The following is a 21,676-nucleotide window of genomic DNA, read 5'->3' as shown; positions in this document are numbered from 1 at the left end:
CGGAACACACCCGGCCCCACCCCTCCGACCCCGCCCGAGCGGCGCAGCCAACCGGCCTGGCCCAAGCCGCACCGCCGAAGCCCGCACCCCGGCCGGCCAGGCCACCGGCACGCCCGGCCCCACCCCTCCGACCCCGCCCGAGCGGCGCAGCCAACCGGCCCGGCCCCACCCGAACCGATCTGCCAGCCTCCCGCACCCCGGCCGGCAAGGCCACCGGCGGGCGTTCGCCGAGCAGATCACACCGCGCTGCTCGACGTGCCGGGACCGGACCCGGCCCGGGCCTGACAGAATCGGGGTTGCGCGACCCGGGCGGCGCCCGGAGTGAGACGCTGCACGAGGCCCACGGCCCCGTGCCGGTGGGAGCGGGTCCGGCGAGGGCCCGTACGGGGAGGTGTGGAGGCGAGTGGTGGAGCAGCTGACGCAGCACGACCCGAGACGGATCGGCCCCTTCGAGGTGCTGGGACGGCTCGGCGCCGGCGGCATGGGGCTGGTCTATCTCGCGCGGTCCGCGTCCGGACGGCGGGTCGCGATCAAGACGGTGCGCACCGAGCTCGCCGAGGACCAGTTGTTCCGGGTGCGCTTCACCCGCGAGGTGGAGGCGGCGCGCGCCGTGTCAGGCTTCTACACCGCGGCCGTGGTCGACGCCGACCCGCGCGCCGCCGTGCCGTGGCTGGCCACCGCGTACGTCCCGGCGCCCTCCCTGGAGGAGATCGTCAACGAGTGCGGGCCCATGCCCGCCCAGGCCGTGCGGTGGCTCGCCGCCGGCATCGCCGAGGCCCTGCAGTCCATCCACGGCGCGGGCCTGGTCCACCGCGACCTGAAGCCGTCGAACGTGCTCGTCGTCGAGGACGGCCCGCGCGTGATCGACTTCGGCATCGCGAGCGGGGTCTCCAACACCCGCCTGACCATGACGAACGTCGCCGTCGGCACCCCCGCGTACATGTCGCCCGAGCAGGCGAAGGACTCGCGCAGCGTCAAGGGCGCCAGCGACGTCTTCTCGCTCGGCTCCACCCTCGTCTTCGCCGCCACCGGGCACCCGCCGTACCACGGGGCGAACCCGGTGGAGACGGTCTTCATGCTGCTGCGCGAGGGGCCCAACCTGGAGGGGCTCCCCGAGGAGCTGCGGCCGCTGATCGACTCCTGCATGCAGATGGACGCCACGCAGCGGCCGACCCCGGCCGACCTGCAGGCGCAGCTCGCCCCGCACCTGTTCGACGGCGGCGACGACAGCGGTACCGCCTCGGCGTGGCTGCCCGCGCGGGCCGTCGCGATGATCGAGGCCCGGCGCGCCGGCAACCGTACGCCCGCCGCCGTTCCCGCGCCCGCGCCCGCCCCCGGCCCCGGCCGGGACTCCGGCTCCGGCCGGGACTCCGGCTCCGGCGGCCCGGCCTCCGGGCACGCCACGCACCGCCGCCCGCGCGGCGGCGCCGACCCGTGGGTGGACCCGCGGACCGGCCAGGCCGTACCGCCGCGCCCGCACCGCCCGCCGATGTCCCCGGCGCCCTCGGGCGAGCCGGTGCGGCTGGGCGGCTCGCCGGTGCCGATCGGGCCCGGTCCGCGCGCGACCGCCGCGGCCCCGGCCGCGCACGCCTCCGCCGCGGACTCGGCGACCGGCTGGGTCCGCCCGCCCGGCGGGTCGGCGGCAGCGGTCACCCCCTCCGCCATGGCCGTGCCGAGCCCGGGCCCGGCCCCGGACAGCGGCCGCTGGCGCCCGTGGCGCTTCCGCATGTCCAACGAGGTCTGGGGCACCCCGACCGTCGCCGGCAACCTGCTCTACGTCACCTCCTTCGAGGTCCACGCGCTGGACGTGGCGAGCGGCCGCCGCCAGTTCAAGACCCGCGACGTCGCCTGGTCCATGGCGGTCTCCGACGGCCGGATCCACGCCTCCGACGGCCCCTCCCTCTACGCGCTCGACGCCTCCGACGGCTCCGAGCGGTGGCGGCTGTCCGCCGACGCCTGGGTGTACGCGCTGCGCGCCGACCACGGCACGGTCGTCACCGCCACGCGCGGCGGCGGCGTCCAGGGCTGGGAGGCCTCCAACGGCCAGAAGCTGTGGGAGCTGACCGGCGCGCAGAGCGACTTCGAGACCCCGGAGGCGGCCCCCGTCCTCCACGACGGCACCGTGTACGTGTGGCAGGACGCCCGGCTGCGCGCGCTCGACGCCCGCAGCGGCCGCGAGTCCTGGTCGTACCCGGTCGGCGACGCGGCCTCCTGCGGGAACGTGCCCGTACGGGTCACCCCCGCCCCCGACGGCAACGTCTACATCGCGGCCGGCACCCGGGTGCTCTCCGTGGACCGGGCCTCTGGCCGGGTCCGCTGGCACTTCGAGGCCCCCGCGGTCTTCCTGGCCGCCCCGGCCTTCGCGCCGGGCGCGGCCGTCACCGGCGGCGGCGTCTACCTCGTGGACTACCTGGGGACCGTCTACGCCCTCGACGCGGCCACCGGCCACGACCGCTGGCGGATCGCGACCGAGTCCCGGCAGTCCTCGGACCCGGTGGTCGTCGCGAACGGAAACGTGCACCTGGGCGCGGGCAGCGCGCTCTACACGCTCGACGCGGTCACCGGCACCCCGAAGTGGCGCTTCGCGGCGGGCGGCGAGATCACCGGCCTGCCGGCGGTCGCGGACGGCCGGGTGCACTTCGGCTCCGCCGACCACTGCCTCTACACCCTGGACGCGGCGGGCGGCCAGCTCCGCTGGAAGCTGGCCACGGGCGGCGAGATCACGGGCGCGCCGGTGGCGGAGGCGGGCGTGGTGTACGCGTGCAGCAAGGACCGCTGCGTGTACGCCCTGGACGCGGCGAAGGGCACGGGCACCCGTACGAGCGGTTGACCTGCCCGGAGGCGGGGCTCCGGCCCCGCCGGGTAGCGCACCGCACCGGGAGTGACAGGATGGACCCCATGAGCAACGTCTACTTCGACATCACCATCAACGGCGCCCCCGCCGGCCGCATCGTCTTCGCCCTCTTCGACGAGGTCGTCCCGAAGACGGCGCGCAACTTCCGTGAGCTGGCCACCGGCCAGAACGGCTACGGCTACGCCGGCTCGGGCTTCCACCGCGTCATCCCCCAGTTCATGCTGCAGGGCGGTGACTTCACCAACCACAACGGCACCGGCGGCAAGTCCATCTACGGCGAGAAGTTCGAGGACGAGAACTTCCAGCTGAAGCACGACCGCCCGTACCTGCTGTCGATGGCGAACGCCGGCCGCAACACCAACGGCTCGCAGTTCTTCATCACCACGGTCGTCACCTCGTGGCTCGACGGCAAGCACGTCGTGTTCGGCGAGGTCGTCTCGGGCCAGGAGCTCGTGGACCAGATCGAGGCCCTGGGCACGCAGTCCGGCGCCCCCAAGGGCAAGGTCGAGATCGCCGCCTCCGGCGTCGTCGAAGCCGCCTGATCCCACCCGCCTGCCCGGCCGGTCGGCCCCGCCCCCACCCGGGGGCCGGGGCCGCCGCCATGTCCGCACCACCCCCGCGCTCAGCGCGCAGCGCCGAAGGCGTTGGCGAGGGCGGCCCTGTGATCGGTGATCCCGGCGGCGGTGAAGAGCTCCAGGACGCGGTAGCCGCGTCCGTGACGGCCGTCGTACCAGGCACGGAAGGGGCTCCAGACGGCGGCCGCCGCTCCGATCAGACCCATCAGCGAGCCGAGTACGTTGCGGATCATGCCCGGCCCTTCGCGGTAGGGGTCCGATCCCGACGCTACGCCCGGCGCCTGCGCCGCGCATGCGGGAGCGGCCGGGCGGAGTCCGGCCCAGCGGCCCGAAGCCGCTGAGGCCCCCAGGGGCCGAGGGGTGCGAGGGGTGCGTTGGGGAGAGGTCGCTACGCCCGGCGCCTGCGCCGCGCATGCGGGAGCGGCCGGACGCCCCGCATGTGGGGGCCGCCGGGCGGAGGCGGTCGCTGGCCGGACCGTTACCGGCGTGGCGGCGCACTGATAGCGTGGCCCGCCGTTGTCCAGGGGGAGGGGTTCTGGCCATGGTGGCTGGGCGTCGTATCAGGTTCACCGCGGTGCTCGTGGCCGTCGTCTTCGCGCTGACCGGGTTCTCGTCACACGGTGGAAGCAGCAGCAGCGGGAGCAGCGGCAAGAGCAAGGGCAAGAGCAGCAGCGGGGGCGGCTGCTCCAGCTCCAAGAAAAAGAAGAAGTCGCACAGCAGCGGCAACGGCCACGGCGGCAGCACCGCATCCGCCTCGCCCTCGTCCAGCCCGAGCGGGGATCCGGCCACCGCCGTCGTCGTGACCTGCGCGGGCGGCGGCGCCCAGCAGGCGACCACCGTCAGGTTTACCTCGCGGCTGGACCGCAAGGCGGACGTGAAGGTGAACCTGTACCGCGAGGACGCGGCCGGAACGGTCATCGAGTCGACCGTCGTCCGGGTCACCCTGGCGGCGCGCGAGACCCGCACGGTTGACGTCGCCCTCGAGGATCCGTCGCATGCCGCCGAGGTCAAGGGCTGCCGGCTTGCCTCGCCCGAGTCCGACAGCGCCGGCAGCGGCTCCGCGTCGAGCGGCGGCACCTCGAATGCCACGCCCAGGGCGACGCCCAAGTCCACGCCCAAGGCGACGCCGAAGCCGGCCAAGTCCCGCTGACGGGGGCGCATCGCGCTCAGCGCAGTCGGAACTCCGTCCCGGGCCGCCGCCCGAAGAACAGTTCCGCCTGCCGCTCCGGCGTCAGGTTCCCCAGCGCGATCAGCGCCGGGGCCTGGGCCAGGGCCTGCTGGAGCGCGGCCTGCTTCGCCGACCACAGGGCCCGTACGGTGCCCTGTACGGCCTCCGTCGGGAAGCCGGCCAGGGTCTCCGCCGCCCGCAGGGCCGCCGGGAGCAGCCCGTCGGGCGCGGTCAGCTCCGAGACGAGCCCGATCTCGTGGGCCCGCCGCGCGGAGAGCCGTTCGGCCGTGCCCATCAGGGACATCCGGGCGGCCTCGCCGAAGGGCATGCGCTGCGCCATGTAGACGGCCTCGTAGGCGCTGACCATGCCGTAGGTGGTGTGCGGGTCGAAGAAGGTCGCGGTCTCGGAGGCGATCAGGAACTCCGCCTCGCCCAGCAGGTAGAAGGCCCCGCCGCAGGCCATGCCGTTGACGGCGGCGACGACCGGCTTCCACAGGTCGCCCGCCTTGGGGCCGATGGCGATCAGCGGGTCGTCCGCCGAGTAGGGCGAGGCGGGCTGCGGCACGTCCACGCCGCGGTCGATGCCGGTGCAGAAGGCGGCCGTCCCGGCACCCGTCAGCACCACCGCCCGCACCTCTTCGGCGAACCGGAACTCCCGCCACACCGCGCTCAGTTCGTCCGCCGTCGCCAGGTCGATCGCATTGTGCCGGCGTTCCCGGTCCAGGGTGACGACCGCGACCCCGGTCGCCTTGTCCCGCTCCACCCGTACGGTCACGACTTCTCCAGGAGCCAGCGCGGCACGGCCATCCCGCCGAGCTCGGTGAAGGCCACCTGGACCCGCGCGCCGATGCGCAGCCGGGCCGGGTCCATCGAGTCCAGCGGGGCGTCGGCCGAGGTCACCAGGTTCCCGGCGAGCCGGATGTCCGGGGCGTCGGCGAGCTCCACGAGGACCACGTTGTACGGGGCCTGCGCGGCGTAGGCGGGCAGCAGTGGCGGGTGCGGCCGGACGTAGGACCAGATGCGGCCGCGGCCGGACATCAGCCGCCAGTCGCTGTCGAAGGATCTGCAGTGCGGGCAGCAGGGGCGGGGCGGGAAGCGCAGCCGCCCGCAGGCGGCGCAGGCCTGGATGCGGAGCTCGCCCTGGGCGGCGTACTCCCAGAAGGGGGCGCCGTCCTCGTCGGGGACGGGGAGGAGCAGCTCGGCCGCGGCCTCGGCGGCGGCTTCGGATGCGGTGGTCATCGGTCGGTCAGCTCCTCAGCAGGATCGCGGACGTCGGGACTCCCTCGCCCGCCGTCACCAGGCAGGTCGCGGCGTCCGGCACCTGGGCGGTGGAGATCCCGCGCAGCTGCTTGACGCCCTCGTTGATCAGGTTGAAGCCGTGCACGTACGCCTCGGACAGGCCGCCGCCCCCGGTGTTGATCGGGAGCCGGCCGCCCATCTCCAGGGCTCCGCCCTCGGTGAAGGCGGCGCCCTCGCCGCGCCCGCAGAAGCCGTAGCCCTCCAGCGAGAGCGGGATCAGCGGGGTGAAGGCGTCGTAGATCTGGGCGACGTCCACGTCCTGCGGCCCGAAGTCGGCCTGCTTCCACAGGTGGCGGGCGGCGGTCCAGGCGGGCCCGGAGAGCGGGTCGTCGTTCCAGTAGTTGACCATCCCGTGGTGCTGGGAGGGCAGGCCCTGGGCGACGGAGTGCACGTAGACGGGCTTCTGGCGGCAGTCCCGGGCCCGCTCGGCGGAGACGATCACGCAGGCCAGCGCCCCGTCGGTCTCCAGGCAGTTGTCGAAGAGGCAGAGCGGGTCGCTGATCATGCGGGAGGTCATGTACATCTCGCGGGTCAGCGGGCGCTCGTACATCATCGCGGCCGGGTTGGCGTTGGCCCGGTTGCGGCAGGCCATGGCCACGTTGAAGAGGTGGTCGCGGGTGGCGCCGTACTCGTGCATGTAGCGGCGGGCCAGCATGCCGATCTCGTCGGCGGGGCGCAGCAGCCCGAAGGGGCGGGTCCACTGGCCGGGGGTGGGCAGCTGGACGGCGGTGTTCTTCCAGGGGCGCGGGCCGGAGCCGCGTTTGCGGGAGCGCCAGGCGACGCCGACGGTGGCCTGGCCGGTCGCGACGGCAGAGGCGAGGTGGCCGACGGTGGCGCAGGAACCGCCGCCGCCGTAGCCGATCTTGGAGAAGAAGGTGACGTCGCCGGCGCCGATGGCCTTGGCGACCTCGACCTCGTCGGTCTCCTCCATGGTGTAGGAGGAGAAGGCGTCGACCTCGGAGGGCTCGATGCCGGCGTCGGCGAGGGCCGCCAGGATGGCCCGGCAGGCCAACTCCTTTTCGGACTGCGGCAGTCGTTTGGCAAAGGCGGTCTGCCCGATGCCCACTATCGCCGTAGCGTCCTTGAGCGTTGCCGCCATCGCCACCTCCGGAGTGCGCCAGTACTGACAGCCGCGAAGGCTACAGCTAATCTGACGGATAGTCAGCTACTGGGTTCGCGGGAGGATGACACGCATGGGCGACGACGCACGCGGGGCCGTACGCGACGTGAGCGACCACGGACGCGCGGACCTGCGCTGGGGCAGCATCGCGGGGCTCGTCCGGGCGGCGGCCGTACGCCACGCCGACCAGGAGGCCGTCGTCGACGGCCGCGTCCGCATCAGCTACGCGCAGCTCGGCGAACGCGTCGAGCGCGCCGCGGCCGCGTGCATCGCCGCCGGGGTCGAGCCCGGCGACCGGGTCGCCGTCTGGGCCCCCAACACCCTGGAGTGGATCGTCTCCGCGCTCGGCGCCGTCTCGGCGGGCGCCGTGCTCGTCCCCCTCAACACCCGTTTCAAGGGTGCGGAGGCGGCGTACGTCCTCCGGCGCAGCCGGGCCCGGCTGCTCTTCGTCACCGGCACCTTCCTCGGTACCTCCTACGTCGCCTCCCTGCGCCGGGCCGCGGGCGAGGGCCCCGGAGCCGGGCCGCTGCGCGGGCTCCCGCACCTGGAGCAGGTCGTCGTCCTCGCCGAGGACGCGCCCGAATCCTTCCGCACCTGGAAGGACTTCCTGGCGGGCGGGGACCGCGTACCGGCCGCGGCCGTGCGCGAACGCGCCGCGTCCATCCCCTCCGACGCCCCCTCCGACATCATCTTCACCTCCGGCACCACCGGCAGCCCCAAGGGCGCCGTCATCACCCACGCCCAGTCCCTGCGCTGCTACGACGTGTGGTGCGAGCTCGCCGGACTCCGCGAGGGCGACCGCTACCTGATCGTGAACCCCTTCTTCCACACCTTCGGCTACAAGGCCGGGATCATCGCCTGCCTGATGCGCGGCGCCACGATGGTCCCCCAGCCCGTCTTCAACGTGGACACCGTCCTCGCCAACGTCGCCGCCGAGCGGATCTCCGTACTCCCCGGCCCGCCCACCCTCCACCAGTCGCTCCTCGACCACCCCCAGCGCGACCACCACGACCTGTCCGCGCTGCGCCTGGTCGTCACCGGCGCGGCCGTGGTCCCGCTGCGGCTCGTCGAGCGGCTGCGCGGCGAGCTGCACATCGCCACCGTCCTCACCGCGTACGGGCTCTCCGAGGCCAGCGGCATCGTCACCATGTGCCGGCGGGGCGACCCCGCCGAGATCATCTCCGAGACCTCGGGGCGGGTCATTCCGGACACCGAGGTGGTGATCGTGGACGCCGGCGGGGCGCCGCGGCCGACGGGCGAGGCCGGCGAGATCCTCGTCCGCGGCTACCACGTCATGCAGGGCTACTTCGAGGACCCCGACGAGACCGCCAGGGCGATCACCGCCGACGGCTGGCTGCACACCGGGGACGTCGGGTTCAAGGACGCGCACGGCAACCTGCGCATCACCGACCGGATCAAGGACATGTTCATCGTCGGCGGCTTCAACGCCTACCCCGCCGAGATCGAGCAACTCCTGGGCCTGCACCCGGACATCGCGGACGTCGCGGTCGTCGGCGTCCCCGACCCCCGCCTCGGCGAGGTCGGCAAGGCGTACGCGGTCCGCCGCCCCGGCTCCACGCTCACCGCCGACGACCTGGTCGCCTGGTCCCGGCGGGAGATGGCCAACTACAAGGTGCCGCGCGCGGTGGAGTTCGTCTCCGAGCTGCCGCGCAACGCGAGCGGCAAGGTCCTCAAGCGCGAGCTGCGCGCCCGCCAGGAGTAAGAACCGGCCATGTCTAACCATAGGTAACCGTGAGATGAACAGCGGTTTTCGGAATCATTTCAAATGAATCAAGCCATTGTTGCCCTGGTTGGCGATCATGAACATGGCCTGATGTCACCCTTACGAGGTCAAGATCGTTTAGCTGAAAGAGCTCCTCGTGCAGATCAAGCGTGGTATTAAGACCGCCCTCGCCGCCGGCGTCCTCGTGGCGGCCATCGCCACCCCGGCGATGGCCGACAACGTCTCCGGTGGCATCTGGAACTACGGCGTTTCCGACGGCAAGGCGTACTCGAACTACTACCACCCCGACAAGTGCCACGGGTCTTCGGTGCAGGGCGCCTACTTCGCCTCGAGCGGCAACGCCGACAAGGGGACGTGGGCCCTGGCCTCGGTCGCCAAGGCCCGCTCGGGCAACAAGTCGTACTACCGTTCCTCCTGCTGATCCAGGGCGAATCGCAGCTCCGGGTTCCCCGTAGCTGATCCGGGCCGTGGGGAGGCGAGAGTCTCCCCACGGCTCGTTCCGCGCCGTGCCGAGATGTGCTCCCTGAGTGCCCTGACCTAGGTAATAGATGCTGCACCGAGGTATCAAGTTCGTCCATGCCGCCGTGTTGGCGTTCTCGGCGGTCGTAGCGTTCCTGTTCGTGCGAGGACTGGACGAGGACTGGGTACTGGGTCACTCGGCGCTCGTGTGGGTGTCCGAGTCCGAAGACTCGGCAAGCGGCGCTCAAGTCGCCGATGCGGTGTCCGCGTTCGCCGCAAGACGGGGCGTCACGGTGGCACGGGAAGTGCCGGACCTGCAGGATCCCGACAGGCGCCGGCACCTCTATCTCGCCCCGGGCAGGCCGGGATCCGATGCCGCGTCATGGCCGGGCGAAGGCTACCCGGCGTTCGGACGGGACTACCGTACGGATGTCCACCCGATCGCAGACATCGGGCAGCGGGACCCCAGAGGCATGTACTACATCTTCGGCACCCCCGAGGACACCAACGCGCTGGTGGCCGAATTCTCCGGCCTCGGCCTGAGCGCCGGCCCCGATCACCCGCTCTCCTTCAGCGCACTGGCGCCCTACTACACGGACACCGCCCTGTACTGGTCCGCCCTCGTGGTCGCCCTCGCCGCCATGACGATGACCGGCGCCGGCGTCCTGCTCAACGCCAAGGCGTACGGGGTCCTGCGGCTCCAGGGCAAATCCTTCACCGACATCCTCGTGCGCGATCTGCGCCAGCTGGCGGTGTTCTGGGCAGCGGCGGCAGCAGCGGTGGCCGCTGCCGCGCTCGCCTTCCTCGGCCTCTACAACGGCCTGGCATGGCTCGGCCTGTTCGCGTCGGTGGCCGCCGTCCTCACCGGTGTGATCGTCCTGCTGATGCTGGCCACCCACACGGCCGCCCTCGCCCTGACGTTCAAGACCGACGTGCTGCACGCCCTCAAGGGCGAACTCCCGGCCCGGGCGGCCTCGGCCAGCGCCTACCTGGTACGCATCCCCGCACTCCTCCTGGCCCTGGCCATCGCCACGGACGTCGTCCTGGCCAGCCAGGACGTAGCGGCCCGCCAGGACAGCCGCATCGCCTACGCCGCGGCCCGCGACGCCACCGCCATCCGTCTCAACGGCAGCCTCGGAAGCGAATCGCCCCGGATGGAAGCGCCGGTGGGCCAGTGGCTGCGCCGATCCGACGCCGAGGGGAAGACCATCATCGCCGGGCGCCGGGATCTCCAGGGGATCGCCCCGACCGCGCACCTGCCCCAGGGCGAGATGCTCATCGTCAACGAGACCTTCCTCGCCAAGCAGCCGTTCCTGGACCCCGCAGGACAGCGCCACACCCCGGCGGCTCAGGGCGGTACGGCCCCGGACGCCCGCAAGGTGCGCCTCATCGTCCCCGAGTCCCTCGGCGCGCACGCGACGACCATCGCCGCCAGGATCCCCGGGATCCTCAGCCCGACCGACCCGAAGCTCATCCGGCCGGACGCGGTGGAGACGCTCCGGGCCAGGAGCGGTCAGTCCGTCTTCGCCTACAGCCTCGGTGACCAGACCTTCAGCGGCGGCCACACCGCCGACCAGGACCGCTCCTTCGTACGCGACCCCGTCCTCGTCGTCGTACCCAACGGGTCCACCTTCCTCACCGACAACGCCTACACGGCGTTCGCCACCCAGGGCGGAGTGGTCTTCACCGACCCGGACGACGTCCTGGCCGGCATCGCGGCGAACAAGCTGCAGACCTACGTCACCGCCCTGCGCCCGATCGGACAGAACGCCGCCCTGCAGATGCGGGACGCCGAGATCAACCTCCGGCTGCAGCTCTTCAACCTCATCGTGGCCGTGGCAGTGCTCCTCATCACCGGCGTCGGCGTCTGCATCGTCTACTCGCGCAAGAACGCCCAGGCCATCTTCGTCAAGCACATCAGCGGCTGGACGTTCGCCGCCACCCACCGCTCCGCACTCGCCGTGGAGGGCGTGCTCGTCGTACTCCTCACCGCCTGGGTCCCGTTCAACGTGTGGCAGCAGAACCAGGAGCTCGAGCAGTTCACGGCCATGGGCGTACCCGCCCCCCGTCCGCCGGTCACCGTCACCACACTCGACATCGCCCTCACCGCCGGGCTGATCGTCACCGAGGTCGTCGCCGTACTCGTCGCCCTGGCCTTCTTCCACAGCCGCATCGCCAAGGAAGGGGCGACGGAATCGTGAGCCCCGCCTCGACCGCAGCCTTCAGCAGGAGCACCACCATGATTGAGATCGACCACCTGGCGAAGTCGTTCGGCACCCGGAACCTGTGGACCGACGTGACCCTGACCATCGGCCGCGGCGACATGCTCGCGCTCGTGGGCCCCAGCGGATCGGGCAAGTCCACCCTCCTCAACTGCCTCGGCCTCCTCGACAAGCCGAGCGCGGGTGCGATCCGTTACGACGGCAAGGACATCACCAGGTTCAACCAGCGGGCGGTCCGCGCGTTCCGCCGGAACGTCCTCGGCTACCTCTTCCAGAACTACGCCCTGATCGAGAACGCCACGGTCGCGGCCAATCTGGAGATCGCCGTCAGGCCGCAGCGCACGCTCCCGCGGGAAGGGCGCGTCACCATAGCCGAAGCCCTTGAGCGCGTCGGCCTCGCCGGGCGCCAGAAGGAGAAGATCCACCACCTCAGCGGTGGGGAGCAGCAACGCGTCGCCCTGGCCCGGCTCATCGTCAAGCAGCCGGCCCTGGTCCTCGCGGACGAGCCGACCGGCGCCCTCGACCAGGAGAACACCACCATGGTCGTCGACATCCTCCGCGACATGAGCGCCGCCGGATGCGCCGTCGTCATCGCCACCCACGACGACTACGTCCGCGACCGGTGCGACTCCACGTTCGCCGTCAACCAGCCCGTTTCCCTGCGGAGCCCGCAGGCGAAGTAGGCCACCGGATCCGTTCGACCGGGTGCGGCGCGGGCTGCGGGCTCAGCGGGCGTACGAGCCGAGGCCGACCAGGCAGTACACGTACTGGTTGAGGACGATGGCACCGCGCATGTAGCGGTAGGAGAACGCGTACTGCGTCCTGGGGTTGGAGTTGCAGCGTTCCATGTCCGAGGTGCCGGGGATGGACTCGATCACCTTGTAGTGCGCGTCGGACGCGGAGCACGAGACCTCGTCCACGCCGCTGACGCTCTGCGGCGTCGTCGAGTCCGGCAACTGTCCGTTGAGGCAGGTGCCCCGGTCGAACGGACTCGGCTCCGGGGTCGCCTCCGGGGTCGGTTCCGGGGCGGGTTCCGGGCTGTACCGGGTGGGCACGGGGTTCGGGGCGGTGGTGGGTTCGGTCGTCCACGGCGTGGAGGAGGGCGGCGACAACGCGCCGGACGAGTAGGTCGGGGTCGGGGAGGCGGAGTTCTTGCTGTCGTCGTCGTCCCCGTTGCTCACCGCGACGAAGACGACGACCAGCACGGCGGCGACCAGGATCGCGGCGATGCACCCGCGGCCGTTCGCCATGGGGGACGGGCCGGGCCGCGGCACGCCCGCACCCGCGCCGCCGGTCGCGCTGGCGGCACCGGTCGCGAAGGCGGCTCCGACTCCGGCCGCCGCACCGGTTCCCGCCGAGGTTCCCGTGCCGGCCCCCGAGACGCGGATGCGCAGCAGCAGCTCCTGGTCCCCGACGCGGGCCCGGACGAGATCGCCGTTCCGGCAGGCCGGGATGCGCAGCCGGGCCGGGCCGTTCGCCAGCTGAACGGGGAGGATGACACCGTGGGCGGCCTGCTGAGGGGTGATCGTTACGGGCATTTCCTGCGACGACACCGGCTGCTCCAAAGGGTGAGGGTGGTGCGGAAGCGCGCTGCCTGACGAACCCTCATCGATTGTGTCCCGTGCACCGGTGGTGACGCAGTGATTCCGCTAGGTACGCCGGGCCAGCACCAGCCGCCAGCGGGGAGCGCCCCCGTCCTGCCGCCCGAAGTGGTCCAGCGGCACGGTCTCCACGGTGAAGCCGGCCGCCTCCAGGTCGCGGCGGACCCCGCTGAGCGGGAAGGTCCGGTAGTACATGACGAAGGACGGCCGCCACACCGCGTTGCGCACCCGCATCGCCGCGTCGAAGCCCGCCGCCGCCCACCACACCGGGGAGCTCGGCGGGATCGGGGCGCCGATCGGGAAGGCGAACACCCCACCGGGGCGCAGCGCGCGGTGCACCCCGGAGAAGAGGGCGGGCCGCTCGGCCGGCAGGAAGTGGCCGAAGGCGCCGAAGCTGACCGCCAGGTCGTAGGCGTCCCCGAGCGCGGGCGGCAGGGCCCGCGCGTCGGCCCGTACGAAGTCCACCCGCTCGTCCGGGTGGGCGCGCCGGGCCTCGGCCAGCATGCCCGCGCTGAGGTCCACCCCGGTCACCCGGTCCCGGCACAGCCTGTGCAGCATGCCGATCGCGGCGCCGGTGCCGCAGCAGACGTCGAGCCCGGCGCCGAAGGTGCCCTCCCGCTGGGCGAGGGTCTCCTCCACGGCGTCGAGCATGCGGTCAGGGGTGCGGAAGGGCGTCCGGTCGAACTTCGGCGCGAGCAGGTCGTAGCCGCGCTCGATCGAGGAGAGGCCCTGTACGGCGAGTTCGCGGACGCTCGGTCCTTGGGAGGTGAACACACCCCCAGCGTATGCCGCGGGCCGGGGCGGGGCCGGTGCGGACCGGACGCGGACGTGCGGCGGTCGCGGTGGCTCCCCCTCCGGGCCACCGCGACCGCCGTTCCCCCGTTGAATCCCCCGTACGTCTTGCGTTCTTGCGTGGCGCCGTGTGCCGGGCGCCGTGTGCGTCCTACGGACGCGGACCGGACGCGTGGTTGTCCAGCGTCTGGATCTCCTCGGCCGGCGTCACCGGGGCCGGCACGGGAGCCGGAGCAGGAGTCGGGTCGAGCGGCTTGATCTCGATGCCCGAGGCGTGGTTGTCCAGAGTCTCGACGTCGACGCCCGGGGCGTGGTTGTCGAGCGACTTGCTGTCACCGTCGGCCGGCAGGATGTTCTCGTTCGTCGTCATCGGTTCTCCTGGTGGATGGGTAGGGCCCGCTCGGCGATTCCCCCGATGACCGCCGAGCGGGTAGTCCTCCAACCGACCCGGATGCCCCCCGACGCGCCGGGTCGATGCACCTATCGTGCCGAACGGCGATAAACGAACGATGAACGCCTCGTTCAACGGGCATCGTCGCAGGTCAGGCCGCGATCTCCGAGGCCAGCAGGGCCTGCACCTCGGCCAGTTCGGTGGACCCCAGCTGCCGGAACACGGCCTCCGCGTCGCGCCAGCACGCCCGCGCCCGGTCGGTCTGCCCCAGCCGCCGCAGCGCCTTGCCCAGCACCGTCAGCACGGTCGCCCGGCGCCACTCCCCGCCGATGCCGCGCAGCGCGATCGCCTGCTCGGCGTGCGAGGCGGCCAGGGTGGGCCGGCGGGCCGCCAGGTGGGCCACGGCGAGCCGGAAGTGGGTCACGCCCTCCCACAGCGGCTGCCGGTTCTCGTGGAAGAGGGACAGGGCCTCGGTGAGCTGGGCGAGGGCCTCGCCGAGGCGGCCCGCCTGGGTGAGCGCGATGCCCAGCGCGTAGCGGCCGTTGGCCAGGCGCAGGGTCAGGCCCATCCGGTCGTAGATGGCGATGCCCTGCAGGGCGAGGTCTATGGCACTGGAGAGGCGGCCCAGTTCCACGTGGATGCGGGACAGGTTGCACAGGGCGCTGGCCTCGCCGACGTTGTTGGCGTCGGCGCGGAAGTTCTCGATGGCCTCCAGCAGGTACCGCTCGCCGTCCGCGTGCCGTCCCTCGTAGAGGGCGATGATCCCGCGGTCGTTGGGCGCCCAGCAGCTGGGCAGGGGGTCGCCGGCCTCGCGGGCGAGCACGGTGGCCTGGCGGGCCTCGTCGTCGGCCGCGGTGAACCGGCCCGCGACCAGGTGGACGTTGGTGAGGGTGGTGCGGGCGCGGCCCTCGGCGTACGGGTCCTTGGCGGCCTGGGCGGCGTCGCGCAGGGCGACGGCGGCCGACTCGTACTGCTTGGAGTTGGCCCCGGATTCGGCGAGGTCCTTGGCCGCCCACAGCAGGTCCACGGCCCGCCGCAGGACCAGCGTCTCGCCGCCCCGTACGGAGGCCTGCCGTACGCACGCCAGCAGCGGGTCGGCCTCGGCGTACAGCCAGTCCAGGGCGGCGCGCGGCTCGGCGAAGACCAGCCCGGGATAGTGGGTGTCGGAGAGGTGGGCCGGCAGCCGGTCGCCGGGGCGTTCCAGGGCGTACACCCCGGAGGCGGTGGCCAGGTAGAAGTCCAGCAGCCGGTCCAGGGCGGCCTCGCGCCCGCCCGGGGGCTGCTCGTCGCGCTCGGCGCAGGCACGCGCGTAGAGGCGTACGAGGTCGTGGAAGCGGTAGCGGCCGGGGGCGGCGGATTCGAGCAGGGAGCAGTCGACTAAGGCTTCGAGGAGGTCCTCGGTGTCGTACTCGGGTAGGTCGAGGACGGCGGCGGCGGCCGAGAGGGAGATGTCGGGGCCGTCGGCGAGGCCGAGGAGCCGGAAGGCGCGCTGCTGGGCGGGTTCCAGCTGGCCGTAGCCGAGCTCGAAGGTGGCTTTGACGGCGAGGTCGCCGGCCTGGAGCTCGTCGAGGCGGCGGCGCTCGTCGCCCAGCTTGGCGGCGAGGACGGAGACGGTCCAGGTGCGGCGGGCGGCGAGCCGGGAGGCGGCGATGCGGATGGCGAGCGGCAGGAAGCCGCAGGCGCCGACGACGTCGAGGGCGGCCTGGCGTTCGGCGCGCACCCGCTCCTCGCCGACGATCCGGGTGAAGAGCTGGAGGGCCTCCTCGGGGCTCATCACGTCGAGGTCGACGAGATGGGCCCCGGCGAGGCCCGCCATCCGGACCCGGCTGGTGACGAGGGCGGCGCAGCCGGCGGTGCCGGGCAGCAGCGGGCGGACCTGGGCGGCGTCGCGGGCGTTGTCGAGGAGGACCAGGACGCGGCGGCCGTCGAGGGTGGAGCGGTAGAGCGCGGCCCGGTCGGCGGGGGAGTCGGGGATGGCGGTGTCGGGGGTGCCGAGCGCGCGCAGGAAGGAGCCGAGGACGGCCTCCGGTTCCGCGGGGCGGGCCTCGGTGCCCTGGAGGTCGACGTAGAGCTGGCCGTCGGGGAAGTGCGGGCGGGCGGCGTGGGCGACGTGCACGGCGAGGGTGGTCTTGCCGACGCCGCCGATGCCGGCGAGCGCGGAGACGGCCATGACCTGGTCCTGGGCGCCGCCGGACAGGATGGCGCCGAGCTCGTCGACGAAGCTGGTTCGGCCGGTGAAGTCGGGCACGGTCGCGGGCAATTGGGCGGGCCTCACGTGGACGGTCGCGGCGGCCGGGGCCGGGTCTTCCGCGCGGGCGAGATCGGCATCGGCGTTCAGGATGCGCTGCTGGAGCGCGGCGAGTTCGGGGCGCGGGTCGACGCCGAGTTCGTCGGCGAGGAGGCGGCGGGTGTCGGCGTAGACGGCGAGGGCCTCGGCCTGCCGGCCGCTGCGGTAGAGGGCGAGCATCAGCAGCTCGCGCAGGCGTTCCTGCAGCGGGTGGGCGGCGGTGAGGGCGGTCAGCTCGGAGACCGCCTCGGCGTGGTGGCCGACCTCCAGGTCGAGGTCGAGGCGGGTCTCCAGCAGCTGGAGACGCCATTCGGCGAGCCGGATGCGCTCGGTCTCGGCGTGCGGGCCGGGGACCCCGGCGAGGGGTTCGCCGTCCCAGAGGTCGAGGGCGCGGGCGAGGAGCGTACGGGCGAGGGAGCGGTCGCCGGCGGCCCGGGCGGCGTCGGCGTCGGCGGCGAGGCTGCGGGCGACGCCCAGGTCGAGGGTGGCGGCGGAGCGCAGCCGGATGGCGTACCCGCCGGACTCGGTGACGAGCAGCCCGGGGGCGACGACCTTGCGCAGGCGGGAGGCGTACGTGCGGATGGTGGCGAGGGCCTGCTGCGGCGGGTCGTCGCCCCAGATGGCGTCGATGAGCTCGGGCGCGGTGGCGGTGCGGCCGTCGCGCAGCAGGAGTACGGCGAGCAGGGCGCGCTGCTGGGGGGTGCCGGAGGGCAGGAGCTCGGCGCCGCGCCAGGCGCGGACGGGGCCGAGGACGGCGAAGCGGGATTCGGCCGGGGCGGCGTGGGCGGCGGCCGTGGCGGGGGCGGCGGAGACGGCGGCCGGGGTGGCCGGGGCGGCAGTAGGGGCGGCCGGGGCGGCAGCCGGGGCCGGGCGCGGGGCCGGGGGTTTGGACGTGCTGGTGGGCCGGGCTCCCTCGGGATGCTTCCGCGGGTGCGGGATGGCCGGTACGCCGTCCATCTGTCGTCCCCCTGCCTTCCGTTCGGTGTAAGGGTCAGTCTGCCCTGTCTTGCGCGTACACGTCAGCCCGTCCATGGCCGATCACGAACCAACTAGCTGACGGTTCGTCAGATCAGCGCTACCGTATGAGCCATGGAGACCTTCCCGAAGATCATCTCGGTGGACGACCACACGGTTGAGCCCCCCCACGTCTGGCGGGACCGGCTCCCGTCCAAGTACCAGGACACCGGCCCCCGCGTCGTCCGCGCCCCCCTGAAGGAAATGACCTTCCTCGGCGGCAAGTTCGCCCCCGTCATGGGGGCCAAGGGCGACGACGGCCCGATCGGCGACTGGTGGGTGTACGAGGACCTGCACCGGCCGCTCACCCGCCTCGACACGGCCGTCGGGTACGACCGCGACGAGATCAAACTGGAAGTCATCACCTACGAGCAGATGCGCCCGGGGTCCTTCTCGGTTCCCGACCGCCTCGCCGACATGGACGTCAACCACGTCCAGTCCGCCCTGTGCTTCCCGACCTTCCCCCGCTTCTGCGGCCAGACCTTCACCGAGGCCAAGGACCGTGAGCTGGGACTGCTCGGCGTACGGGCCTACAACGACTGGATGGTCGAGGAGTGGTGCGGCCCCGACGCCCGCGGCCGCCTCATCCCCCTCACCCTGATACCGCTCTGGGACGCCCGGCTGGCCGCCGCGGAGGTCCGCCGCAACGCGGCGCGCGGCGTGCGCGCGGTCGCCTTCTCGGAGATACCCCCGCACCTGGGCCTCCCGTCCATCCACACGGACGACTGGGACCCCTTCCTGGAGGCGTGCAACGAGACCGGCACGGTCATCGCCATGCACATCGGCTCCTCCTCCCGGATGCCGTCCACGTCCGCGGACGCCCCGCCGGCGGTCGGCTCCACCATCACCTTCGCCAACTGCTGCTTCTCGATGGTCGACTGGCTGATGAGTGGCAAGTTCGAGCGCTTCCCGAACCTGAAGATCATGTACGCGGAGGGCCAGATCGGCTGGATCCCGTACATCCTCGAACGGGCGAACGTGGTCTGGGAGGAGAACCGCGGCTGGGGCGGCGTAGCGGACAAGGTGCTGCGCCCGCCGTCGGAGCTCTTCGCGGAGCACGTCTTCGGCTGCTTCTTCGACGACGCCTTCGGCCTGAAGAACCTCGACTCGATCGGCGTCGCCAACGTCCTCTACGAGACGGACTACCCCCACTCCGACTCCACCTGGCCGAAGTCCCGCGAGGTCGGCGAGGCCCAGATGGGCCACCTGGCCCCGAACGTGGTGGACCGCATCGTCCGCGGCAACGCAATCGACCTCCTGGGCCTCACGGCGGACGGCCTGTGGGCGGGCCCGGGGTCGTGACCCCGGAACCGGCCGGCCGCTACGGCTGACGGGCCGCGCGGCGGGCATCGTCGCCGCGCGGCTCCGTCCCCGCCCCCGGGCGGGCGGCCACGAGGAGCAGTGCCACGGTCAGGCCTGCCGCCGTGAGGACCGGGAGCAGTACCCGTACGTCCACGAGGGCCACCAGTCCGGCCCCCAGCGCGAGGGCCAGCGCGTTCGGTACGAAGGCCAGGGTGTTGGCCGTGGCGGCGGCGCGGCCGAGGACGGCGTTCGGGACTTCGCGCTGCACCGCGGTCAGCGCGACGACCAGCACGCACGGCAGCCCGGCCCCGATCGCCGCACTGCCCGCCAGCGCCGCCGCGTCGTACGGCAGCGCCCTGGCCCCGACGCCCAGCGCGAACACGGCCGCCCCGGCGGCCGTGAACACCCGGTCCGGCAGAAGCCGCAGGAGCGGGCCCGCCGCGAGGCCGCTCAGGACGGAACCGGCCCCCTGCACCGCGTACAGCACCCCCACGTAGGTGGGCGCGTGCCCCAGCACGCCGTCGGCGACCGCGTAGATCACCGCGCCGTTCAGACCCGCCAGGAACATCACCGCGGCGCCGGCCAGTACCAAGGGCCGCAGCACGGGCGACCCCCACAGCTGCCGCCCGCCCTCCAGCAGCTGCCCGAAACCGCCCGGCCCCGCGATCCGCTCCGGCTTCTCCTCGCGGACCCGCAGCAGCGTGAAGATCCCCGCCGCCAGCGCGAACGTCACCGCGTCGAGCAGTGCCACCGACGCCCCGCCGTAGCGGACGAACAGGCCCGCGCCCAGCAGCGGCGCGAGCAGCTTCACGCCCTCGTTCGCCGTCATCCGCAGCCCGTTGAAGTCCCCGAGCAGCCGGCCGTCGACGGCCGGCGGCACCAGGGCCGCCTCCGCCGCCTCGTGGAGGGTGCCGCAGACCCCGTACACCAGCAGGACGGCGAACAGCAGCCACACCCGGTCCGCCGAATCGAGCAGGAGCAGTACGGGCAGCACCGCGGCCATCACGAGGCCGGCGCCGACCAGCACCGGCCGCCGCGGCAGCCGGTCGGCGAGCGCCCCCAGCGCCGGCCCGGCCAGCACCGGTGCCCACAGGGCGAACACCGTCAGCGCCGCGAGGGCGTCCGACCCGGTGAGCGACTTCACCCAGATCCCGGCCACCAGCCACATCGCGGTCGTCCCGAACCCGGAGACCACCACCCCGGCGAGAAAGAGCCCCGCATTGCGGTCCCGCAGCACCCGTCCCGTTCCCCAACTGCCCATCGGACCAGCGTGCGTCTGAGGAGGCGGCACCGGGATCGGGCAACCGCCCTATTTCCCGTGCCGTTTCCGCAGGACAGGCCGCCCGCGGGGATGCGGGCGGCCCGTCCGGTGTGCGCGGGGCGGGGTAGGTGGGTGGGTGGGTTACTTCGGGGTGGTCCAGATCTGGGCCTTGGTCGTGTTCGGCGTGTAGAGCTGGACGGCGGTGCCGTTGGCGGTGGCGCCGCCGGTCACGTCGAGGACCTTGCCCGAGGCGACGTGGACGATCTGGCCCTTGGCGTTGACGGACCAGCGCTGGGCCGGCGTGCCGTTGCAGTCGTAGAGGCTGATCTTGTTGCCGTTGGTGCTCGCGTTGCGCGCGTTGTCGAGGCACTTGCCGAAGGCGCGGAACGTGCCGTCCTGGCCCAGGATCCACGACTGGGCCGCGGAACCGTTGCACGTGTAGAGCTGGATCTGCGTGCCGTTCGCCGCCTTGCCGCCCTTGACGTCCAGGCACTTGGAACCGATCCCGGTCACCTTGCCCTGCGGGGACAGCGCGGCGCCCGCGCCCGTCGCGAGGCGGCGCAGGCCCTGGACGTCAAACTGCTGGACGTAGGTGCCCGCTCGCTTGTCCTGGTACGCGATCGTGGGCGTGCACATGACCGGGAACTGGCCCGAGTCGGTGCCCTTCACGCAGTCGCTCCTGGTCAGGCTGCGGTTGGCGTGCGCCAGGCCGAGCGTGTGCCCGAGCTCGTGGCTGACGTGGTTGCGCAGGTACGGCTCGCCCCAGGCGGCGGCCGGCTTGCCGTCCGGCGCGAAGAACTCGTCGTCGATGTAGGCGTGGCCGCTGGTCACGGTCTCGGCCACGGACGAGCTGGTGAACCCGCAGCTGAGCTTGGCGGCGCCCGAGCCGTCGCGGACCACCTTCCAGCCCGAGCTGCCCATGCTGCCCTCGTCGGCGGGGGGTACGCACGGGTGGTGCAGGACGCCGAAGATCACCTCGCCCTTGGGGCGGACGTAGTCCCAGCCGACCGGCCGGGTGTCGACGGAGACCGGCAGGTTGGTGATGCGGCGCAGGTCCGCGGCGGAGGCCTGCACGTACGGGGCCAGCCAGTCGGCGGACTTCTGGTCGTAGAACTTGATCGTGTAGCCGGTCTGCAGCCACTTGGTGGCGCCGCTCAGCTTCCACCCCTCGCCCGAGGGCGGTACGGGAGCCGCTGCCGCGGCCTCTGCGCCCGATGCTCCCGACGCGGCCGACCTCGCGGCGGCCTTCGGCGCGTCCGCGCCGAGCGACATGACGCCGTCCTTGAAGACGGTGCCGTCGGAGCCGTGGACGGCGGAGTCCTCCGCGTGGGAGTCGATGGAGTCTTGGGAATCCGGTGCCCCGGCCGCGGGGGGTGCCGTCTCGCCGGTGCCCTCGGTGCCGAACGCGGTGGGGGAGAGCTGCAGACTTCCCACGATCGCCACCGCGGCCGCGGCGGCCACCATGGATATCCGGTGCTTGCCTGTCAATCGCAAGGGTTCGTCGCCCTCTCATCAGAATCGGAGCGACGATTAGATCAAGAGGCCAAATGCTCGTGCAAACCGCAGAGTTGGGGGTCCGCTAGCATC

Annotated in this window: 18 protein-coding genes; 8 read left to right on the top strand and 10 right to left on the bottom strand. The window is 72.9% G+C overall.

Translation table 11 applies throughout. The annotated features are described in order from the left end of the window. Nucleotides 1-403 precede the first annotated feature (403 nt). Both ACIPYQ_RS16285 and ACIPYQ_RS16280 read left to right on the top strand, forming a co-directional pair. Complete coding sequence (locus ACIPYQ_RS16285; RefSeq protein WP_401251302.1) at nt 404-2,830, top strand: serine/threonine-protein kinase; 2,427 nt, start codon at nt 404-406, stop codon at nt 2,828-2,830. Nucleotides 2,831-2,898: 68 nt separating this feature from the next. Beyond that, nucleotides 2,899-3,396 carry a peptidylprolyl isomerase gene (locus ACIPYQ_RS16280; protein WP_401251299.1) on the top strand — a complete coding sequence of 166 codons (498 nt, stop codon included), beginning with the start codon at nt 2,899-2,901 and terminating at the stop codon, nt 3,394-3,396. Nucleotides 3,397-3,476: 80 nt separating this feature from the next. On the opposite strand, the gene ACIPYQ_RS16275 is transcribed toward ACIPYQ_RS16280, so the two are convergent. Then, on the bottom strand, nt 3,477-3,662 hold the full coding sequence (locus ACIPYQ_RS16275; protein ID WP_401251296.1) for a hypothetical protein: 186 nt from the start codon (nt 3,660-3,662) through the stop codon (nt 3,477-3,479). A gap of 308 nt (nt 3,663-3,970) precedes the next feature. On the opposite strand from ACIPYQ_RS16275, the gene ACIPYQ_RS16270 reads away from it, so the two are divergent. Continuing rightward, on the top strand, nt 3,971-4,579 hold the full coding sequence (locus tag ACIPYQ_RS16270) for a hypothetical protein (RefSeq protein WP_401251293.1): 609 nt from the start codon (nt 3,971-3,973) through the stop codon (nt 4,577-4,579). A 16-nt stretch (nt 4,580-4,595) separates the two neighbouring features. Here the strand turns inward: ACIPYQ_RS16270 and ACIPYQ_RS16265 are convergent, their stop codons facing one another. Genes ACIPYQ_RS16265 through ACIPYQ_RS16255 form a run of 3 tightly spaced genes read right to left on the bottom strand, consistent with a single transcriptional unit; the run spans nt 4,596 to nt 6,995 of the window. Further along, nucleotides 4,596-5,372: an enoyl-CoA hydratase/isomerase family protein gene (locus ACIPYQ_RS16265; RefSeq protein ID WP_401251290.1), complete on the bottom strand. Its 777-nt coding sequence runs from the start codon at nt 5,370-5,372 to the stop codon at nt 4,596-4,598. Continuing rightward, nucleotides 5,369-5,836 carry a Zn-ribbon domain-containing OB-fold protein gene (locus ACIPYQ_RS16260; RefSeq protein WP_401251287.1) on the bottom strand — a complete coding sequence of 156 codons (468 nt, stop codon included), beginning with the start codon at nt 5,834-5,836 and terminating at the stop codon, nt 5,369-5,371. Before ACIPYQ_RS16260 ends, ACIPYQ_RS16265 begins: the two co-directional genes overlap by 4 nt. Nucleotides 5,837-5,843: 7 nt before the next feature. Next, entirely contained in the window at nt 5,844-6,995 is a 1,152-nt protein-coding gene (locus tag ACIPYQ_RS16255; protein ID WP_351294864.1) for a lipid-transfer protein, read from the bottom strand. A 94-nt stretch (nt 6,996-7,089) separates the two neighbouring features. Between ACIPYQ_RS16255 and ACIPYQ_RS16250 the strand changes: the two genes are divergently transcribed. From ACIPYQ_RS16250 to ACIPYQ_RS16235, 4 genes are all read left to right on the top strand, one after another. Next, nucleotides 7,090-8,739, top strand: coding sequence for a FadD3 family acyl-CoA ligase (locus tag ACIPYQ_RS16250; protein ID WP_401251284.1), 1,650 nt, complete (start codon nt 7,090-7,092; stop codon nt 8,737-8,739). A 157-nt stretch (nt 8,740-8,896) separates the two neighbouring features. Further along, the gene (locus ACIPYQ_RS16245) at nt 8,897-9,181 is read left to right on the top strand and encodes a lactococcin 972 family bacteriocin (RefSeq protein WP_361764187.1); all 285 of its coding nucleotides are present in this window, start codon (nt 8,897-8,899) and stop codon (nt 9,179-9,181) included. A gap of 511 nt (nt 9,182-9,692) precedes the next feature. Beyond that, nucleotides 9,693-11,420 (top strand): hypothetical protein, encoded by a 1,728-nt coding sequence (locus ACIPYQ_RS16240; RefSeq protein WP_401251281.1) that lies wholly within the window; start codon nt 9,693-9,695, stop codon nt 11,418-11,420. A gap of 38 nt (nt 11,421-11,458) precedes the next feature. After that, on the top strand, nt 11,459-12,124 hold the full coding sequence (locus ACIPYQ_RS16235; RefSeq protein ID WP_401251278.1) for an ATP-binding cassette domain-containing protein: 666 nt from the start codon (nt 11,459-11,461) through the stop codon (nt 12,122-12,124). 42 nt (nt 12,125-12,166) lie between these two features. On the opposite strand, the gene ACIPYQ_RS16230 is transcribed toward ACIPYQ_RS16235, so the two are convergent. The 4 genes from ACIPYQ_RS16230 to ACIPYQ_RS16215 form a co-directional block, all read right to left on the bottom strand. Then, entirely contained in the window at nt 12,167-12,994 is an 828-nt protein-coding gene (locus tag ACIPYQ_RS16230) for a hypothetical protein (RefSeq protein ID WP_401251276.1), read from the bottom strand. Nucleotides 12,995-13,090: 96 nt separating this feature from the next. Continuing rightward, nucleotides 13,091-13,816, bottom strand: coding sequence for a methyltransferase domain-containing protein (locus ACIPYQ_RS16225; RefSeq protein ID WP_401251273.1), 726 nt, complete (start codon nt 13,814-13,816; stop codon nt 13,091-13,093). Between the two features lie 169 nt (nt 13,817-13,985). Further along, nucleotides 13,986-14,204, bottom strand: coding sequence for a hypothetical protein (locus ACIPYQ_RS16220; protein ID WP_401251271.1), 219 nt, complete (start codon nt 14,202-14,204; stop codon nt 13,986-13,988). 172 nt (nt 14,205-14,376) lie between these two features. Continuing rightward, a complete protein-coding gene (locus ACIPYQ_RS16215; RefSeq protein WP_401251269.1) occupies nt 14,377-17,469 on the bottom strand; it encodes a BTAD domain-containing putative transcriptional regulator in 3,093 nt (1,030 codons plus the stop codon). Between the two features lie 132 nt (nt 17,470-17,601). Here ACIPYQ_RS16215 and ACIPYQ_RS16210 point away from each other — a divergent pair, with 132 nt between their 5' ends. Further along, a complete protein-coding gene (locus ACIPYQ_RS16210; protein ID WP_401251266.1) occupies nt 17,602-18,828 on the top strand; it encodes an amidohydrolase family protein in 1,227 nt (408 codons plus the stop codon). Between the two features lie 19 nt (nt 18,829-18,847). Here ACIPYQ_RS16210 and ACIPYQ_RS16205 read toward each other — a convergent pair whose 3' ends face one another. Both ACIPYQ_RS16205 and ACIPYQ_RS16200 read right to left on the bottom strand, forming a co-directional pair. Continuing rightward, nucleotides 18,848-20,089 carry an MFS transporter gene (locus ACIPYQ_RS16205; protein WP_401251263.1) on the bottom strand — a complete coding sequence of 414 codons (1,242 nt, stop codon included), beginning with the start codon at nt 20,087-20,089 and terminating at the stop codon, nt 18,848-18,850. A gap of 141 nt (nt 20,090-20,230) precedes the next feature. Beyond that, nucleotides 20,231-21,577 (bottom strand): ricin-type beta-trefoil lectin domain protein, encoded by a 1,347-nt coding sequence (locus tag ACIPYQ_RS16200; protein ID WP_401251260.1) that lies wholly within the window; start codon nt 21,575-21,577, stop codon nt 20,231-20,233. Nucleotides 21,578-21,676: the final 99 nt, after the last annotated feature.

Origin of the sequence: Streptomyces sp. NPDC090045 (assembly GCF_044747975.1) — a bacterium.
Lineage (GTDB): Bacteria > Actinomycetota > Actinomycetes > Streptomycetales > Streptomycetaceae > Streptomyces.
The sequence above is the reverse complement of the archived record's forward strand: the minus strand, read 5'-3'. Positions and strand labels throughout refer to the sequence as shown.